This window comes from Nonomuraea sp. NPDC049684, from assembly GCF_044465345.1.
GTDB lineage: Bacteria > Actinomycetota > Actinomycetes > Streptosporangiales > Streptosporangiaceae > Nonomuraea.
Window position 1 is genome coordinate 293,122 of the sequence record NZ_JBITLO010000010.1, and the last position, 16,779, is coordinate 309,900.

The 16,779-nt window shown below is 71.1% G+C and carries 15 protein-coding genes; 4 read left to right on the forward strand and 11 right to left on the reverse strand.

Annotated elements, in window-relative coordinates; translation table 11 throughout:
- Positions 1–56 precede the first annotated feature (56 nt).
- A complete protein-coding gene (locus ACIBST_RS29930; protein WP_397176467.1) occupies positions 57–1,220 on the reverse strand; it encodes an AI-2E family transporter in 1,164 nt (387 codons plus the stop codon).
- A gap of 109 nt (positions 1,221–1,329) precedes the next feature.
- Positions 1,330–3,807 carry a valine--tRNA ligase gene (gene valS, locus ACIBST_RS29935; RefSeq protein WP_397176468.1) on the reverse strand — a complete coding sequence of 826 codons (2,478 nt, stop codon included), beginning with the start codon at positions 3,805–3,807 and terminating at the stop codon, positions 1,330–1,332.
- Between the two features lie 107 nt (positions 3,808–3,914).
- Here valS and ACIBST_RS29940 point away from each other — a divergent pair, with 107 nt between their 5' ends.
- The gene (locus ACIBST_RS29940) at positions 3,915–4,199 is read left to right on the forward strand and encodes a DUF4235 domain-containing protein (RefSeq protein WP_352324039.1); all 285 of its coding nucleotides are present in this window, start codon (positions 3,915–3,917) and stop codon (positions 4,197–4,199) included.
- Here the strand turns inward: ACIBST_RS29940 and ACIBST_RS29945 are convergent.
- Genes ACIBST_RS29945 through ACIBST_RS29955 form a run of 3 tightly spaced genes read right to left on the reverse strand, consistent with a single transcriptional unit; the run spans position 4,132 to position 8,069 of the window.
- Positions 4,132–5,565 carry a trehalose-6-phosphate synthase gene (locus ACIBST_RS29945; protein ID WP_397176469.1) on the reverse strand — a complete coding sequence of 478 codons (1,434 nt, stop codon included), beginning with the start codon at positions 5,563–5,565 and terminating at the stop codon, positions 4,132–4,134. The two genes, ACIBST_RS29940 and ACIBST_RS29945, sit on opposite strands and share 68 nt — an antisense overlap.
- A gap of 9 nt (positions 5,566–5,574) precedes the next feature.
- Positions 5,575–7,125: an FAD-dependent monooxygenase gene (locus tag ACIBST_RS29950; RefSeq protein WP_397176471.1), complete on the reverse strand. Its 1,551-nt coding sequence runs from the start codon at positions 7,123–7,125 to the stop codon at positions 5,575–5,577.
- On the reverse strand, positions 7,122–8,069 hold the full coding sequence (locus ACIBST_RS29955; RefSeq protein WP_397176472.1) for an MBL fold metallo-hydrolase: 948 nt from the start codon (positions 8,067–8,069) through the stop codon (positions 7,122–7,124). Before ACIBST_RS29955 ends, ACIBST_RS29950 begins: the two co-directional genes overlap by 4 nt.
- A 173-nt stretch (positions 8,070–8,242) precedes the next feature.
- On the opposite strand from ACIBST_RS29955, the gene paaI reads away from it, so the two are divergent.
- Complete coding sequence (gene paaI, locus ACIBST_RS29960; RefSeq protein ID WP_364414869.1) at positions 8,243–8,611, forward strand: hydroxyphenylacetyl-CoA thioesterase PaaI; 369 nt, start codon at positions 8,243–8,245, stop codon at positions 8,609–8,611.
- Positions 8,608–9,999, forward strand: coding sequence for a phenylacetate--CoA ligase PaaK (gene paaK, locus ACIBST_RS29965; protein WP_397176474.1), 1,392 nt, complete (start codon positions 8,608–8,610; stop codon positions 9,997–9,999). The genes paaI and paaK overlap by 4 nt, the downstream gene beginning before the upstream one ends.
- A 16-nt stretch (positions 10,000–10,015) precedes the next feature.
- Here the strand turns inward: paaK and ACIBST_RS29970 are convergent, their stop codons facing one another.
- The 4 genes from ACIBST_RS29970 to ACIBST_RS29985 form a co-directional block, all read right to left on the reverse strand.
- Entirely contained in the window at positions 10,016–10,825 is an 810-nt protein-coding gene (locus tag ACIBST_RS29970) for a hypothetical protein (protein ID WP_397176475.1), read from the reverse strand.
- 93 nt (positions 10,826–10,918) lie between these two features.
- Positions 10,919–11,218, reverse strand: coding sequence for a DUF4193 domain-containing protein (locus ACIBST_RS29975; protein ID WP_352324238.1), 300 nt, complete (start codon positions 11,216–11,218; stop codon positions 10,919–10,921).
- A 340-nt stretch (positions 11,219–11,558) separates the two neighbouring features.
- A complete protein-coding gene (locus ACIBST_RS29980) occupies positions 11,559–12,827 on the reverse strand; it encodes a sensor histidine kinase (RefSeq protein ID WP_397176613.1) in 1,269 nt (422 codons plus the stop codon).
- Between the two features lie 38 nt (positions 12,828–12,865).
- The gene (locus tag ACIBST_RS29985; protein ID WP_349451511.1) at positions 12,866–13,519 is read right to left on the reverse strand and encodes a response regulator transcription factor; all 654 of its coding nucleotides are present in this window, start codon (positions 13,517–13,519) and stop codon (positions 12,866–12,868) included.
- Between the two features lie 224 nt (positions 13,520–13,743).
- Between ACIBST_RS29985 and ACIBST_RS29990 the strand changes: the two genes are divergently transcribed.
- Entirely contained in the window at positions 13,744–13,908 is a 165-nt protein-coding gene (locus tag ACIBST_RS29990; protein WP_352359142.1) for a hypothetical protein, read from the forward strand.
- Positions 13,909–13,986: 78 nt separating this feature from the next.
- On the opposite strand, the gene ACIBST_RS29995 is transcribed toward ACIBST_RS29990, so the two are convergent.
- Together ACIBST_RS29995 and ACIBST_RS30000 are read right to left on the reverse strand one after the other, a co-directional pair.
- A complete protein-coding gene (locus ACIBST_RS29995; protein WP_397176477.1) occupies positions 13,987–14,775 on the reverse strand; it encodes an inositol monophosphatase family protein in 789 nt (262 codons plus the stop codon).
- Entirely contained in the window at positions 14,775–16,751 is a 1,977-nt protein-coding gene (locus tag ACIBST_RS30000) for a prolyl oligopeptidase family serine peptidase (protein WP_397176479.1), read from the reverse strand. Before ACIBST_RS30000 ends, ACIBST_RS29995 begins: the two co-directional genes overlap by 1 nt.
- Positions 16,752–16,779 lie beyond the last annotated feature (28 nt).

A 16,779-nucleotide genomic window follows, 5' to 3' on the forward strand; every position in this document is an offset into this window, starting at 1 on the left:
TGCGGCCCCCGGACTCGCCCTCGACACCGGATCGGAACCACCCGGCCCGCGCCGCGTCACCCCGCCGCGGGAAGCGCACCCCCGGACGGCGGCGCACCGGCGGGCGGCTCACCGGCGGACGGCGGTTCCCCCGCCGGCGGCTCGTGGTGGGGCGGCGGCGGCAGGGCGGGCGGTTTGTGGCGCAGCTCCGGCAGCGCCCGGTAGATCACCGCCGCGACCGGCACGGCCACGGCCGCTCCCGCGATGCCCGCCAGGATGCCGCCCACCGACAGCACCAGGATGATCGCCAGCGGGTGGAAGTTGAGCGCCCTGCCCACGATCAGCGGCTGGAGCACGTGGTTCTCCAGCTGCTGCTCGACGATGAGGATGCCGAGGAAGATCAGCGCGTAGACCAGGCCCTTGGCGCCGAGCGTGACGAGGGTGGCGACGGTGCCGGCGAAGAAGATGCCGACGATCGGGATGAAGCTGGCGAAGAAGATCAGCACCGCCAGCGGCGCCCACAGCGGCACCCCCATGCCGGCCAGCACGATGCCCATGATGAGGCCGTGCACGGCGGCCACGGCCACGGTGCCCTGGACGTAGTGGGAGAGCGTGGTCCAGGCCGCCCGGCCCGCCCGGTCGACCCGCGGCGACATCGAGCCGAAGGCGCGCAGGAACCACGACCAGATGCGGTCGCCGTCCTTGAGCAGGAAGAACGTCACGAACAGCAGCAGCACGATGGACGCGAGCACCTCGATCGCGACGGCGCTGGCCGACAGCACGGTGCCGGTGATGGCGGTGCGCTGGGCGTTGACCATCGTGGCGATCTCGTCGACGTAGCCGGTGATCTGGGCCTGCTTCAGATGCAGCGGGCCGGTGATCAGCCACTCCTGGACCGAACGCGCGGTGGCCTGCACCTGGGTGACCAGGTTGGGGAACTCTTCGCTGGCCCGCGCGCCGACCAGCCAGCCGGTGCCGGCCAGGACGGCGAGCGCGACGAGCATGGTCAGCCAGGTGGCGTAGATGGGCCGCAGGCCCGCCCGCCGCAGGCTCTTGGTCAGCGGGAACAGCAGCGCGGTCAGCAGCAGCGCGATCGCCACGGGCAGCGCCACGAAGGTGAGCCTGGCGATGGCCTGGACGAAGAAGTAGACGACCACGCCGACGAGGATCAGGCACCCGCACCATGCGGCCATCTTGGCCAGCACGGGCGGTACGAGTGTGGTGGGGCGGTCGATCTGCACGTGTTCAAGACTGGCACGTCCGGGCCCGGGATGCGCACCGATAAAACGCCGGGATGCCGGAAAGGCGGTGAGGGAGGCGCCCTCACCGCCCGTGCCGGACGGCCGTGCCTCAGCCCAGGTGCACCTCGACGGTCAGCACGTCACCGCCGTCGAGGACGAACTCCTCGACGACTCCGGCCGCGCACAGGTCGTCCTGGGCCTGCCGGACGAGCTCGGCCTCGGGCCCCGTGACGGTCAGCCTGGACACCTCGGCCCGCATCGACAACTTGGCCTCCGACTTGGCCTTGCGCATGCGCCGCAGCACCTCCGAGGCCACGGTCAGCACCGCCGGGTCGCCCGTGCCGCGCTCGGGAGCCGGCCAGGCGGCGCGGTGGACCGAGCCCTCGCGCCACCAGGACCACACCTCCTCGGTCACGAACGGCAGCACCGGCGCGAACAGCCGCAGCAGCACGTCGAGCGCCTGCCGCAGCGCCGCGTGCGCCGAGGCGGCGGCCGGCCCCGACTCGTAGGCCCGCGCCTTGACCAGCTCCAGGTAGTCGTCGCAGAAGGTCCAGAAGAACCGCTCGACGGCCTCCAGCGCGCGGGTGTGATCGTAGGACTCGAACGCCTGCGTGGCCTCGCGGGCCATGTCGGACAGGGCGGCCAGCATCGACAGGTCGACCGGCTCGGTGACCTCGCCGTCGGTGCCGGCCAGGCCGAGCACGAACTTCGAGGCGTTGAGGATCTTGATCGCCAGCCGCCGTCCGATCTTGAGCTGGCCCACGTCGAACGTGGTGTCCACCCCATAGCGGCCGTTGGCGGCCCAGTAGCGGACGGCGTCGGAGCCGTGCTGCTCCAGCAGGTCGAGCGGGGTGACCACGTTGCCCTTGGACTTGGACATCTTCTTGCGGTCGGGGTCGAGGATCCAGCCGGAGATCGCCACGTCGCTCCACGGCAGCGCGTCGAACTCCAGGTGGGAGCGGACCACCGTCGAGAACAGCCAGGTGCGGATGATCTCGTGCGCCTGCGGCCGCAGGTCGTAGGGGGACACCCGCCGGTAGAGGTCGTCGTCGGTCGCCCAGCGCCCGGCGATCTGCGGCGTCAGGGACGAGGTCGCCCAGGTGTCCATGACGTCGGGGTCGGCCATGAACCCGCCGGGCACGCCGCGCTGCTCCTCGGTGTAGCCGGGCGGCACGTCGGAGGACGGGTCGATCGGCAGCGACTCCTCGGCCGGCAGGATCGGCGCGTCGTGGACCGGGTTCCCGGCCTCGTCCAGCGGATACCACACCGGGAACGGCACGCCGAAGAAGCGCTGGCGGGAGATCAGCCAGTCGCTGGTCAGGCCCTCGACCCAGTTGTCGTAGCGCACCCGCATGTGCGGCGGGTGCCAGGCCAGCTCGCTGCCGCGCTCCAGCAGCCGGGCGCGCAGCGCCTGCTCGCGCCCGCCGTTGCGGATGTACCACTGGCGGGTGGTGACGATCTCCAGCGGCTTGTCGCCGCGCTCGTAGAACTTCACCGGACGCTGCACCGGACGCGGGTCGCCGTCGAGGTCGCCGGACTCGCGCAGCAGCTCGACGATGCGCTCGCGCGCGCTGTGGACGGTCTTTCCTGCCAGCTCCTTGTACGGGTCCGGCTCCACGCCGTCGGGCGGCTCGGGCAGCAGCCGGCCGTCCCAGCCGATGACCGGCCGGGTGGGCAGGTGCAGCTCGCGCCACCAGGTGACGTCGGTGACGTCGCCGAACGTGCAGATCATCGCGATGCCGGACCCCTTGTCGGGCTCGGCCAGGTGGTGGGCCAGGATCGGCACCTCGACGCCGAACAGCGGCGTGAGCGCGGACGTGCCGAACAGCGGCTTGTAGCGCTCGTCGTCGGGGTGGGCGACCAGCGCGACGCAGGCCGGGATCAGCTCGGGCCTGGTCGTCTCGATCCAGATCGGCCCGCGCTCGCCGTAGAAGGAGATGCGGTGGAAGGCGCCGGGCCACTCGCGGTCCTCCAGCTCGGCCTGGGCCACCGCGGTGCGGTAGGTGACGTCCCACAGGGTGGGCGCCTCGGCGAGGTAGGCCTCGCCGCGGCCGAGGTTGCGCAGGAAGGCCCGCTGGGAGACCGCGCGCGACTCGTCGCTGATCGTGGTGTAGAGCAGGTCCCAGTCGACCGACAGGCCGACCCGGCGCCAGACTTCCTCGAACGCCTTCTCGTCGATGGCCGTGAGCTGGTGACACAGCTCGACGAAGTTGCGCCGCGAAATAGAAATCTCACGTTTGCCCGGCTTGTCCGGTGGAACGAAGTCGGGATCGTACGGCAGCGACGGATCGCAGCGCACCCCGTAGACGTTCTGCACCCGCCGTTCGGTAGGCAGGCCGTTGTCGTCCCAGCCGATGGGGTAGAACACCGACTTGCCGATCATCCGCTGGTAGCGGGCCATGATGTCGGTGTGGGTGAAGGAGAAGACATGACCGACGTGGAGGGAGCCGGACACGGTCGGCGGCGGCGTGTCGATGGAGTAGACCTGCTCGCGCGGCTTGGACCGGTCGAAGCGGTAGGTGCCCTCCTCCTGCCAGCGAGCTACCCATACCTGCTCCAAGCCGTCGAGGGTCGGCTTTTCCGGCATGGATGCATGGCGTAGTCGCTGTTGAGTCATGCCTCCTTATGGTACGGCTTCGGGGGCCCGGCAAGCGTTAGAGACTAGTGTTCGTTACATAGGGGAAGGGAGTTGGCATGGCGGAGGACAAACCCGACATCGCCTGGCGCGTCATCGGTGGTCTGGTGGGCATGGCGACCGCGTGGGGGATGAGGAAGCTCCTCGGGTTCGTCTGGGTCAAGGCGACCGGCAAGGAGCCGCCCCTCGACGACGACTCGCCCGAGGTCAGCATGGGTGAGGCGATCGGTTACGCGATCCTCACCGGCGTCGGGATGTCCGTGGCGCAGATCGTGGTCAACCGGACCGCCAAGAAGCGCTACGACGCGTGGAAGTCTGTGAAGCAGGTGACTCAAGGGCACTGAGGAACTCGCTCGCCCAGCGGTCCACGTCGTAGGTGGCCACCCGGCGGCGCATCGTGCGCATCCGCCGGGCCAGCTCGTGCGGCGTGGCCCGCATGGCGGCGATCATCTGCCGCTTGACGTCCTCGATGTCGTAGGGGTTCACCAGGTACGCCTGCCGCAGCTCGTCGGCCGCGCCGGTGAACTCGCTGAGCACCAGCGCGCCCTGCAGGTCGTGGTGGCAGGAGATGTACTCCTTGGCCACCAGGTTCATCCCGTCGCGCAGCGGCGTGACCACCATGACGTCGGCCGCCAGGTAGAGCGCGGCCAGTTCGTCGTGGCCGTAGGACTGGTGGAAGTACTGGATCGGCTGCACCCCGATCTGGGCGTGCTCGCCGTTGATCCGGCCCACCTGCAGCTCGATGTCGTCGCGCAGCTTGCGGTACTCGTCCACGCGCTCGCGGCTCGGGGTGGCGATCTGCACGAACACCGCCTCGTTCGGGCGCAGGCTGCCGTCCTTGAGCAGCTCGCCGAACGCCTCCAGGCGCTGGCCGATGCCCTTGGTGTAGTCGAGCCGGTCCACCCCGAGCAGCACGTGCTCGGGATCGCCCAGCTCGCCCCTGATCTCCTTGGCCCGCGCCACGACCTGCGGCTCGCGCACCAGCGAGTCGAGCTGCCCGAAGTCCACCGAGATCGGGAACGCCTGCGTGGTCACCACCCGGTCGTCCAGGAAGATCTCGTTCCCCTTGTACGGCAGCCCGAGCAGCCGCCGGCACAGCCTGCGGAAGTTCGAGGCGCCGCCGGGCAGCTGGAAGCCGACCAGGTCGGCGCCGAGCAGCCCCTCGACCAGCTCCTTGCGCCAGGGCAGCCGCCAGAACAGCTCGACGGGCGGGAAGGGGATGTGCAGGAAGAAGCCGATCCGCAGGTCGGGCCGAAGCCGCCGGAGCATCGCGGGCACGAGCTGGAGCTGGTAATCCTGCACCCAGACGACGGCCCCCTCCTCGGCGGCCTCGGCGGCGGCCGCGGCGAAGCGCTCGTTGACCGAACGGTAGGTCTCCCACATCTCCCGCTCGAACACCGGCGGCGCCACCACGTCGTGGTAGAGCGGCCACAGCGTGGCGTTGGAGAAGCCCTCGTAGTAGAGCTCGACCTCGCGGGCCGACAACGGGATGGGGATGAGGCTCATGCCGTCCTGCTCGAACGGTTCGAGCTTCTCGTCCGGCGCGCCGTGCCAACCGGCCCAGGCGCCGTGGCGGCGCTTCATCACGGGCGCTATGGCCGTCACGAGCCCCCCCGGGCTCCTGCGCCACGAGGCCGTTCCGTCTGGCTCGATCGTGCGATCGACCGGCAAGCGGTTCGCGACGATCAGAAACGAGCTACGGCCGGTCACGCAGTCCTCCTAGGGCTCAGGTCGAGGAGAGCCGCAGGCGCGGCTCACGGCGGCCGCGACCTCGTCCGGCCCCCCGCGGGGAATGATCGCGGCGATGTGGGCATCTGGCCTGATCACCCATGCTTCATCCGGCCGCGCACCGAGTCTTTCGGCGAGCGAGCCGGTCGCATCCATCTCCGTGAGCTCGCGGACGGCGAGCGGTGCCGTAATGACCTTGCCCAGGACCTGCACAAACAAACTCGAATCGCACATATCGCCCAACAGAACGAGGAAACCGTCCCGGCAGAACTCGCGCAGTCTGCCCTTCGCCAGCGGCACGTCCAGAAGGATCACTCCGGGGGCCGGATCGCACAGCGCGCCCTTGGGCGGACGCCCGCCGAACGGCCGGCCCGGCTCGGGCGTGGTGAGCGGCGAGTCCACGTACCAGTACGGCTCGGCGAAGCGCCCGGAGTCCACCTCGGCGACCAGGCCGCCCTCCAGCACCTCCCGCCGCCTGGCCCGGTCCCGGTCCGTCCTGGGCGCGAGGAAGCGCATGGTGGCGGCGGTCACCTCCAGGTTCTCCCGCGCCGCCGCGTGCCGCTCGGCGTGGTACGACTCCAGCAGCTCCGGCCCGGCCCAGCCGTTCAGCGCGAAGGCGAGCTTCCAGGCCGCGTTCTCGGCGTCGGGCACGCCGGAGTTGAGGCCGCGGGCCCCGAAGGGCGCCACCAGGTGGGCGCAGTCGCCCGCCAGGAGCACTCGTCCGACCCGCATCCGCGAGGCGATGCGCGAGTGGAACCGGTACGTGCTGTGCCAGATCAGCTCGTACGGCCGATCCCCGATGATTTGCCGGATTTTCTGCGAAATGTCGGCTTCTGTGGGGATGAAGTCCGGTGCGATCTGCCAGTCGATCCGGTACGTCCCGTTGGGGCAGGGATGGATGAGGACCTGCCGGCCCGGGTTCCACGCGGGGTCGAAGTAGAAGCGCCGCTCGTTCTCCCAGCCGGGCAGATCCGCCCGGATGTCGCAGATCAGGAACTGGTCGTCGAACGCCTCGCCGTCGAAGGAGACGCCGAGCGACCGGCGTACCTGCTGGGCCCGCGCGCCCGCGCAGACCAGCACGTAGGGGGCGCGCAGCAGCCGCTGCCCGCACTGGACCTCGACCCCGGCCGGGTCCTGGACCAGCCCGGTGACCTCGTGGCCCCAGCGCACCTCGATGAGCGGCTGGTCGGCGATGACCTCGTCGAGCAGCTGCTCGGTGCGGGCCTGGGAGATGTTCACGCACGGCGGCAGCGGGCCCTGGCCGTCGAAGGACCAGGAGAACAGCTCGCGGTCGCGGTAGTACGTGCGGGCGGTGGTCCAGGCCAGCCCCTCCTCGGCCACCCGGCCCGCGCCCGCCGCGGCCCAGATGTCGAGCACGTCGCGCTGCTGGCAGATCGACTTCGAGCCGCCGCCGTCGCGGGCCTGCCGCCGGTCCAGCACCAGCACCCGGATGCCCCAGCGGGCCAGCAGCAGCGCGGCGGTCTGGCCGACCGGGCCCGCGCCCACGACGATGACCTGCGGCACGGACTCCGCGGGCCTCATGACTGGAGCTCGTCCCACACTTCGCGGTCGCGCTCGGCGGTCCAGACACGCGGCCGTTCGACGCCGTGGAGCTCGTCCCAGAGGCGGGAGACGTTGAAGGGCAGGCAGTGCTCGAAGATGGGCCAGCCGCCGTAACGCGGCCGCAGGGCCCGGTGGGTGCGCTCGAACGCCTCCTTCAGCCCGCTCGCCGCGCCGACCTCGCGCAGCATCACGGTGAGGAAGTCGCGGCTCTGGGCGATGGCCGCCTCGACCTCGGCCTTGCCGTGGGCCACCGCTCCCCTGCCGCCGACCAGCGTCTCGGCCCCGAACGAGGCGACGCGGTCGAGCGTGCCGGACGCCCATTCGCGGTGGAAGGCGTCGCCGGTGTAGAGCGCGGCCTGCGACTCGACCAGGTCGCCGGCGAACAGGATGCGCCGTTCGGGCAGCCAGGCCACCAGGTCGCCCTCGGTGTGGCCGCGCCCGCAGTGGGCCAGCACCAGGTCGCCCCTGCCGCCGCCGAGGTCGATGGTGAAGGTGTCGCCGAAGGTGGCGGTGGGCCAGGTCAGGCCGGGGATCGAGCCGGGGTCCTTGAACAGGCGGGGCATCCGGGCGTACTCGCTGGCCCAGTCCTGCTCCCCGCGCTCGGCGATCAGCTCGCGGGTCTTGTCGTGGGCCACGATGACGTCCGCGCCGAACGCCGAGGCGCCCAGCACGCGGACCGCGTGGTAGTGCGAGAGCACGAGGTATCGGACCGGTTTGCCGGTGTGCTCGCGCAGCCTGGCCAGCCAGTCGCGGGCGGCGGTGGGCGTGGCCAGGGCCTCGAAGCAGACCAGGAAGTCCTCTCCCTCGATCGCGCCCACGTTGGGGTCGCCCTCGGCGGTGAGCGCGTAGACGCCTTCCGCCAGCACCTCAAGGGACTGCCGCTTCTCACCGAGATCCGCCGACGAGGCGAACGGCTTGATCATCGTCTCTCCTCACGCGCTGAGGCCGACCCGCTGATGACCCAGGACATACCCCACAGACGGCCTTACAGCTCCGCTGCGCCGGCCCTCCCTTGACAGTGCTCGGCAGGACGGGGAAGTGTTTACCGAACATTCGGTCAGTAAGCAAGGGAGACCAGTTGGAGAGCGCGCGTCGCATGCTGGACGCCGACACCGCCTCCGCCGCCCTGGGCATCGAGCTGGTGGAGCTGGCCGAGGGGCGCGCGGTGTGCCGGATGACCGTGACCGGCCAGATGATCAACGGACACGCCATCTGCCACGGCGGCTACGTCTTCCTCCTGGCCGACACCGCCTTCGCCTGCGCGTGCAACACCCGGGGCCCGGTGACCGTGGCGGCCGGGGCCGAGATCACCTTCGTCGCCCCCGCCCACGAGGGTGACGTGCTGGTGGCCGAGGCGGCCGAGCGCACCACCTACGGCCGCAGCGGCATCTACGACATCACCGTGCGCGGGACCGGCGGCCGGGTGGTCGCGGAGTTCCGCGGGCGCAGCAGGGAGCTGAGATGAGGCCCTTCCCGCCGCCGTCCCCCGAGGAGCTCGACCCGGTCGAGCGCGTCTCCAGGGACGAGCTCATGGCCCTGCAACTGCAGCGCCTGCGCTGGACGCTGTCCCACGCCTACGACAACGTGCCGCTCTACCGGCGCAAGTTCGACGAGCACGGCGTGCGTCCGGACGACTGCCGGAGCCTGGAGGACCTCGCGCTGTTCCCGTTCACCACCAAGGAGGACCTGCGCGAGTCGTACCCGTTCGGCATGTTCGCCGTGCCGCGCGAGCGGGTGGCGCGCGTCCACGCCTCCTCGGGCACCACGGGCAAGCCCACGGTCGTCGGGTACACCAAGGCCGACCTCGACGTCTGGGCGCAGGTGATGGCCCGGTCGATCCGGGCCTCCGGCGGGCGTCCCGGGGACGTGGTGCACGTGGCGTACGGCTACGGGCTGTTCACCGGCGGCCTCGGCGCCCACTACGGGGCCGAGCGGCTGGGCTGCACGGTGGTGCCGGTGTCGGGCGGCATGACGGCCCGGCAGGTCCAGCTCATCACCGACCTGCGGCCCAGGGTCATCATGGTCACGCCGTCGTACCTGCTGGCGCTGCTCGACGAGTTCGCCGCCCAGGGCCTCGACCCGCGCGAGAGCTCGCTGGAGATCGGCATCTTCGGCGCCGAGCCCTGGACCGAGCGCATGCGCGCCGAGATCGAGGAGCGCTTCGACCTGCACGCTGTCGACATCTACGGGCTGTCGGAGGTCATGGGCCCCGGCGTGGCCAACGAGTGCGTCGAGACCAAGGACGGCCTGCACGTCTGGGAGGACCACTTCTATCCCGAGACCGTCGACCCGTTCACCGGCGAGCCCGCCCCCGGCGGCGGCGAGCTGGTGTTCACCAGCCTCACCAAGGAGGCCATGCCGGTCATCCGCTACCGCACCCGTGACCTGACCCGGCTGCTGCCCGGCACGGCCAGGCCCGCCTTCCGCCGCATGGAGAAGGTCACCGGCCGCACCGACGACATGATCATCCTGCGCGGCGTGAACGTGTTCCCGACCCAGATCGAGGAGCTCGTGCTGCGCGTGCCCGGCCTGTCGCCGCACTTCCAGCTGCACCTGACCCGCCCGGACCGGCTCGACGTGCTCACCGTCAGGGTCGAGGCGCGGCCGGGGGGGGGGGGGGGGGGGGGGGGGGGGCGGCGCCGCCCCCCCCCCCCCCCCCCCCCCCGGGCCGGGGCCCCCGCCCCCCCCCCCGCGACCGGCCGCGAGGAGGCCGGCCGCGCGCTGCGACACGCGGTCAAGGCGGGCGTCGGCGTGACCGTCGAGGTCGAGGTGGTGGACCCCGAGACGCTGGAGCGGTCGGTGGGCAAGCTCAAGCGCGTGGTCGACAAGCGGGTGGACCGCCGGGACGGCTGACCTCGCGGCCGCGGGGCTACGGCGTCAGCTCGTCAGGGGGGTCGGACGCCGGCAACGACGGGCCCTTGAGGCGCAGGTCGTCGCGGATGGTCTTGCCGAGCTTGCCGGTCGCGCCGCGGTTGAGCGCGCCGCCGGCGACGGCTCCGGTGAGGAAGGGGCCGAACGTGGTCAGATGGCGCCCGAGGGTGCGCATGAGACGGTTGCGAAGAGCGGCCTTGGACGCGGCGCCGAGCGCGAGCGAGACGGACGCGGGGGCGAGGGGGTCGATCCCGCGCTGCTTGGCCCAGGCGGAGGCGAAGGCGAGGGCACGCTGCGTGCCGTTGCCCTGGACGCGGACGCCGTAGACCTCGTGCAGCTCGGCCAGGAGCTTGACCTCGATCGCGGCGACGACGATGGTCTCCGCGACGAGCTGCGCGGGCGCGGAGAGCAGGAGGGGTGGTGCGGCGAACTGGGCCGCCGCCAGTGCTCCGCCGATGGCTCCGACCGTCATCGTGGCCTTCTGGGCGGTGCGCACCAGGTCGTCGGCGAGCTCCTCGCCGGTGAGGCCGTGATGATGCTCGGACAGCGTCGACAGGTCGCGGATGGGGATGCGGGGCGCGATGTTGAGGAAGACGTCGGCCAGCCAGCGGCCGCGGCCTGCGCCGCTCTCGCGGGCCTTCTTCGCCCCTGCGGCCAGGGACCTGGCTAGTCGGCCGAGCAGCCTGCGCCGCTCGGCCGGCTCCAGCTCGCCGGGCTCGGTGAGCCGCACAACGAGCTCGCCGACCTCCTTGCCGGGGTCGGCGATCCCGTCGTCCGCCTGTTGCTTGTCCTTCTCGGGTCCGGCCACGCGATGCCTCCGTCCTCTTGGTCGCGACCGCTCAGGGTAGGCGGGCTCGGTCGTGCCTTGGGTCCCTCACCCTGAGCTCCTTCGCTCCAGCGGTCAGGCGGCGCACTCCCGGCAGATCTGCTGGCCGTTCTTCTCGGAGGCCAGCTGGCTGCGGTGGTGCACCAGGAAGCAGCGCGAGCAGGTGAACTCGTCGGCCTGACGGGGAATGACCCGCAGGGAGAGCTCTTCGTTCGACAGATCCGCGCCGGGCAGCTCCAGCGACTCGGCGAGGTCGGTCTCGTCGATGTCGATGCTGCCGGACGACTTGTCGGTACGCCGTGCCTGGAGTTCTTGGAGGCTGTCCTCCCCCAGGTCGTCGTCTGTCTTTCGCGGGCTGTCGTAGTCGGTAGCCATTGTGCTTACTCCATCCCCCTCATCTATATGTCTTCGCGCTCATCGCGCGTCTTCTAACGTCCGGGAGGCCCATCTTGTGCCCGTTCCGTCGGGGAGATTTTCCATCGGTACCCCGCGCGAACGGACAACGAACCTCCCAACACGACAGGGCCTGCTGCCGACGGCAATGGTTAGCCAAATATGGCGAAACCCACAGCCTTGGCGTCATGCACCACCGTGTTCGACGGCACATCCAACCACATGTACGGCGAGAACGAGACGCCCCCACTACATCAACACGCGGACGAACACGCCTGAACGTCACCCGTCGGCGCCCCATGGCCCACTCAAGGACGCTCGGTCAACGCGTCGGAAGCCTAATCGTCACCACAAGTCCTCCGCCGTCACGCGGCACAGCGGTCACGTTTCCACCGTGTGCCTGCACCACCGCACGGACGATGGACAGCCCCAGACCCGATCCCTTGGCCGATTCCACGCGGTCGGCGTGGAGCCTCCTGAACGGCTCGAACAGGCTGTTCACCTCGTACGCCGGGACGTGCTGCCCCGTGTTGGCCACCTGAACAACCAGCCCCCCGTCCGCCATTCCCGTCCGGATCCAGACTTTTCCGTTTTCGGGAAGGTTGTACTTCACGGCGTTCTCCAGCAGGTTGCTGACGGACCGCTCCAGAAGCACCGGGTCGCCCACGGTAGGCGCGCTGACCAGTTCGGCGACAACGGTCACGCCGTGTTCGGCGGCGAAGGGCGCGAGCTGTTCCACGGCCGTCTGCGCGACTTCCTGAACGTCGAGCGGTTTGCGCACCGCGAGTTCTCGTTCGCTCCTGGCGAGCAACAGCAGCCCCTCGATGAGCTTCTCGTTACGCGCGTTGACTTCCAGCAGCGTGCGGCCGAGCGCTTTGAGGTCCTCCGACGCCTCCGGATCCGACAACGCGATCTCCAGGACGGTCCGGTTAATCGTCAACGGCGTGCGCAATTCGTGGGAGGCGTTGGCCACGAATCTGCGCTGGGTGTCGAAGGCGATGTTGAGCCGGGTGAGCATGGCGTCGAAGGTGTCGGCCAGCTCCTTCAGCTCGTCGTTGGGGCCGCGCAGGGCGATGCGCTGGTGGGCGAGCGTGCTCTCCGACAGCTTGCGGGCCGCGCTGGTCATCTGGGTGACCGGCCGCAGCGCCCGGTCGGCCACGAAGTAGCCGATGATGAGCGCGAGGATGCCGACCCCGGCCAGCGCCATGAACGAGCTGGTGAACAGCGCGTCGCGGGCGCTGCTGACGGCCCGCCCCTTGGCCAGGGTCCACCGGTTCTGCATGATGGCGGCGTCGAGCGGGTCGAGGTCGTCGGTGATCAGGTCGGGCCAGGCGTTCTCGATCGACCTGCCGACGATCGAGTAGACGACGAACAGCAGCACGGCCGCGGCGGCGAACACCAGAGCGCTGTAGGTGAGCGTGAGCCGCCACCGGATGCTCACCTTGGCGGGCAGCCCCCTGACCCGTTCCAGGGTGCTGCGGGCGGGCGTCTCGGAGCCGGGCGGGGGCGGGCCGTCCCAGGCCGGCGGCCCGCTCGGGGGTGGCGCCTCCTGCACGCGCGTCGCCTTCCTGGCCGAATGGGGGCTGATCATCGGATGCGTCGGCCCCGCCCCGCGCTCTGGCCGTTCGCTCACAACTTGTACCCAACCCCGGGCACGGTCTCGATCACCTGAGGCTCGCCCAGCTTCTTCCGCAGCGTCATCATGGTCACCCGGACGACGTTCGTGAACGGGTCGATGTTCTCGTCCCACGCCTTGTCCAGCAGGTCCTCCTGGCTGACCACCGCGCCCTCGGCGCGCATCAGCTCCTCCAGGACCGCGAACTCCTTCTTGGTGAGCACGATCTCCTTGCCGTCGCGCTCGACCAGCCGCTTGCCCGGGTCGAGGCGGATCCCGGCCCGCTCCAGCACGGGCGGCAGGGCGGGCGCCGAACGCCGGCCGAGCGCGCGCACCCGGGCCACCAGCTCGATGAACACGAACGGCTTGGCCAGGTAGTCGTCGGCCCCGAGGCCGAGCCCCTCCACCTTGTCGTCCACGTCGCCGGAGGCGGTCAGCATGAGGATCCGCGAGGCCGAGCGCTGCTCGACCAGCCGGCGGCACACCTCGTCGCCGTGCACGACCGGCAGGTCGCGGTCGAGCACGATCACGTCGTAGTCGATGTAGGAGGTGCGCTCAAGGGCGCCGCCGCCGTCGTAGGCGACGTCGACGGCCATGGCCTCACGCCGCAGCCCGGTCGCGATCGCGTCGGCGAGCACCCGCTCATCCTCGACAACCAGCACTCGCACGCCTGGTACACCCTCTTTCCGGTTCCGGTGTCTCATTCTGCCTACAGGCTCGATAAGCGCACGGTAAGGCATGTCCAGGGGTGTGCCGGGCAGGGGCCGCACAAATTCATGTTTCAGAGGGCGATAACCCGGGGTATGCCGTCGGGACACCCATTGCCCGGACATCCACTGGCAATGGGGTCCCTTCGCCCCGCACGGATCGAACCCCTGAGAGAGTAGGTGAGATGGGCGAGTTCACCACGACGATCGAACGCCGCCTCGACCAGGCTTACAAGGGCCTCTCCGAGGCCCGCAGCACCGGCGACGACTACCTCGCCGACACCCTCACCGCCGAGATCGAGGACCTGCGCCGCCTGGCCGACGATCACGGCGTCCCGCTGCCGCGGTAGACATACGCGTGCGACGGCCGGGGCCCGCCGGGCCCCGGCCGTCCTGTCATGTCCCGCCCACCGCGTGAGGCGGCCCCGTCAGGAGTCGCGTTCGGGGTCCAGCGGCACGAGCAGGTCGTGCAGCTCCTCGAACAGGCCGGGAGCCGCGCACAGCGCGAACTCCGGGCCCACCGGGCGGCCGTGCAGGCCGCCGAGCCGGGCTCCCGCCTCGGTCGCCACCAGCCCGGCCGCGGCGTGGTCCCAGGTGTTGGTGCCGCGCTCGTAGTACGCGTCCACCCGGCCCGCCGCCACCGAGCACAGGTCGATGGCGCACGAGCCGCCGCGCCGGATGTCGCGCACCCGCGGCAGCACCGCCGCCACGACCTGTCCCTGCACCTCGCGGCGCGGCGCCGAGTAGCCGAACCCGGTCGCGACCAGCGCCCGGGCCAGCGGCACCCCGCTGTTGCAGCGCAGCCGCGCGCCGCCCAGCCAGGCCCCCTCGCCGAGCGCGGCGGTGAACACCTCGCCCCGCGCCGGCACGTTGACGACCCCGGCCACGACCTGCCCGGCGACCTCGACGGCGATGGACACCGCCCAGTCGGGCAGGCCGTACAGGAAGTTGACGGTGCCGTCGACGGGATCGACGATCCACCGCACGTCGGACGCGCCCGGCGCCTCGCCGCCCTCCTCGCCCAGGAACCGGTCGTCCGGGCGGACCGCCAGGACGCGCTCGCGGATCAGCTCCTCCGACGCCTTGTCCAGGATGGTGACGACGTCGGTGGGGCTGGACTTGGTCTCGACGTCCTCCGACATCGTGGGCCGCTTGGCCAGGAGCATGTCCCCGGCCTCGCGGGCGACGTCCTCGGCCAGCCGCAGGAAGTCGGTCATCAGGCCACCGAGTCCGGGCGCTTCCACTCCTCGCCGAGCACGTGCTGGGCGAGGAAGGCGAGCACGGTCTCGTACCAGGCGACGATGTTGCCCGGCTTGAGGATCCAGTGGTTCTCGTCGGGGAAGTACAGGAACTTCGACTCGACGTCGGTGCGCTGGAGGTCCCACCACAGGCGCAGGGACTCGCCGATCGGCACCCGGTAGTCCTTGTCGCCGTGGATGACGAGCATCGGGGTGGTGATCTTGCCCAGGCCCAGGTGCGGGGAGAGCTGTTCGTAACGCTCCGAGCCGGGCTCGCCGAACTCGCGCTGCCAGTACAGCGAGGAGTCGGTGGTGCCGGCGAACTGGTCGAGGTTCCACAGCGCGGCGTGGGTGACGATGGCCTGGTAGCGGTCGGTGTGCCCGGCCAGCCAGTTGGCCATGTAGCCGCCGAACGAGCCGCCCATCGCCGCCACGCGCTCGTCGTCGATGTCGTCCCTGGCCAGGGCGACGTCCACGATGGCGTCGAGGTCGGCCTGGGTGCGGGGACCCCAGGCGCCCCAGCCGCGGTCGATCATCTCCTGGCCGTAGCCGGTGGACAGGCAGGGATCGGGCATGAGGACGGCGTACCCGCGCTGCGCCATGATCCACGCCTGCCAGCGCCACTGCCAGTCGTTCCAGGACGCGACCGGCCCGCCGTGGATCCACAGCAGGAACGGCGCCGGGTTGTCGGCCGAGGCGCCCTCGGGCAGCACGAGCCAGCCGCGCACGGTCGCGCCGTCGTCGGCGGTGGCCGAGATCTCGGTCAGCGTGCCGGGCACCTCGGGGCGCGGGGCCGGCGAGGGCAGGTCGGCGATCTCGCCGGTGGCCGCGTCGATCCTGGCCGGGGCGGGGGCGAGGGCGATGTTGCTGCGCAGGGCGTAGACGTACGCGCCGTCGGCGCCGGCGTTGACCCCGAGGTAGGCGGCGTCGTCGCCGGTGAGCCTGGTGTGCTCGCCGTCCAGCGGGACGCGGAAGACCGGGCGGCGGCCCTGGTGGTCGGCGACGAGGTAGAGGGCCGAAGAGTCGGGGGCCCAGGCGAGGTCCATCGGGAACAGGTCGGGGGCGTAGGCCCGGCCCTCGCCGGTGGCCAGGTCGGCGATCCACAGCTCCACGCGGACGGAGACGTCCGTGCTCGTGATGCGCTCGCGCGCGCAGGCCACCCGCGTGCCGTCGGGCGAGACGGCGATCGGGCCGCCGAAGTCGTGCGCCTCGTCGGTGAGCAGGGTGCGCCGCTCGCCGGTGGCCACGTCGATGGCGACCAGGTCCGTACGGCTGTCGCCGCCGGACAGGAACCTGCGCCAGGTGACGATAACGGTGGAGCCGTCGGGGGTGAGCTCGAAGGCGGCGTCGCGCAGCGCCTCGCCCGCGTCGGGGGTCAGCTCGCGCACGTCCTCCAGGCGGTCGGCGCCGAGCCGGCCGGTGAACAGCCGGGTGCGGGCCGGGCCGAGGTCGTGGTCCCAGTAGCGGACCGGGTAGCCCTCGTGCAGGATCGCGCTGGTACCGGCGTCCTTGCGGGCCTTGCGCCGCTCGTCCTCGGTCGACTCGTCGCCGTCGAGCACGTCGGAGGCGAACACCACCACGTCGCCCGCCGTGCGGGCGGCGCCGATGCCGCCGGGGCGGGTGGCGATCTGGCGGGCCTCGCCGCCGGCGCGCGGCAGCAGCCACAGCGCGGGGACCTCGTCGGTCGCGTCCTTGACGGTGGTGTCGGGGCGCGCGGAGGTGAACAGCACGTCCCCGGCGTCGGTGAAGGCGGCGGCCGTCTCGCCCTTGGCGGAACGGGTCAGACGGTACGGCTCACCGTCGAGGGGGATCGCCCAGAGCGCGGTGCCGTACGACTTGCCGTCGGGATTGAGGGCCTGCACGGCCGAGATCAGACGGGAGCCGTCAGGCGAGAGCTTCAGGGAGAGGACCCGGGAGATGGCCACATAGTCACGAATGTCATCGAATGCGCTCACTCGATCGAACCTACCTGGTCACCGGCGC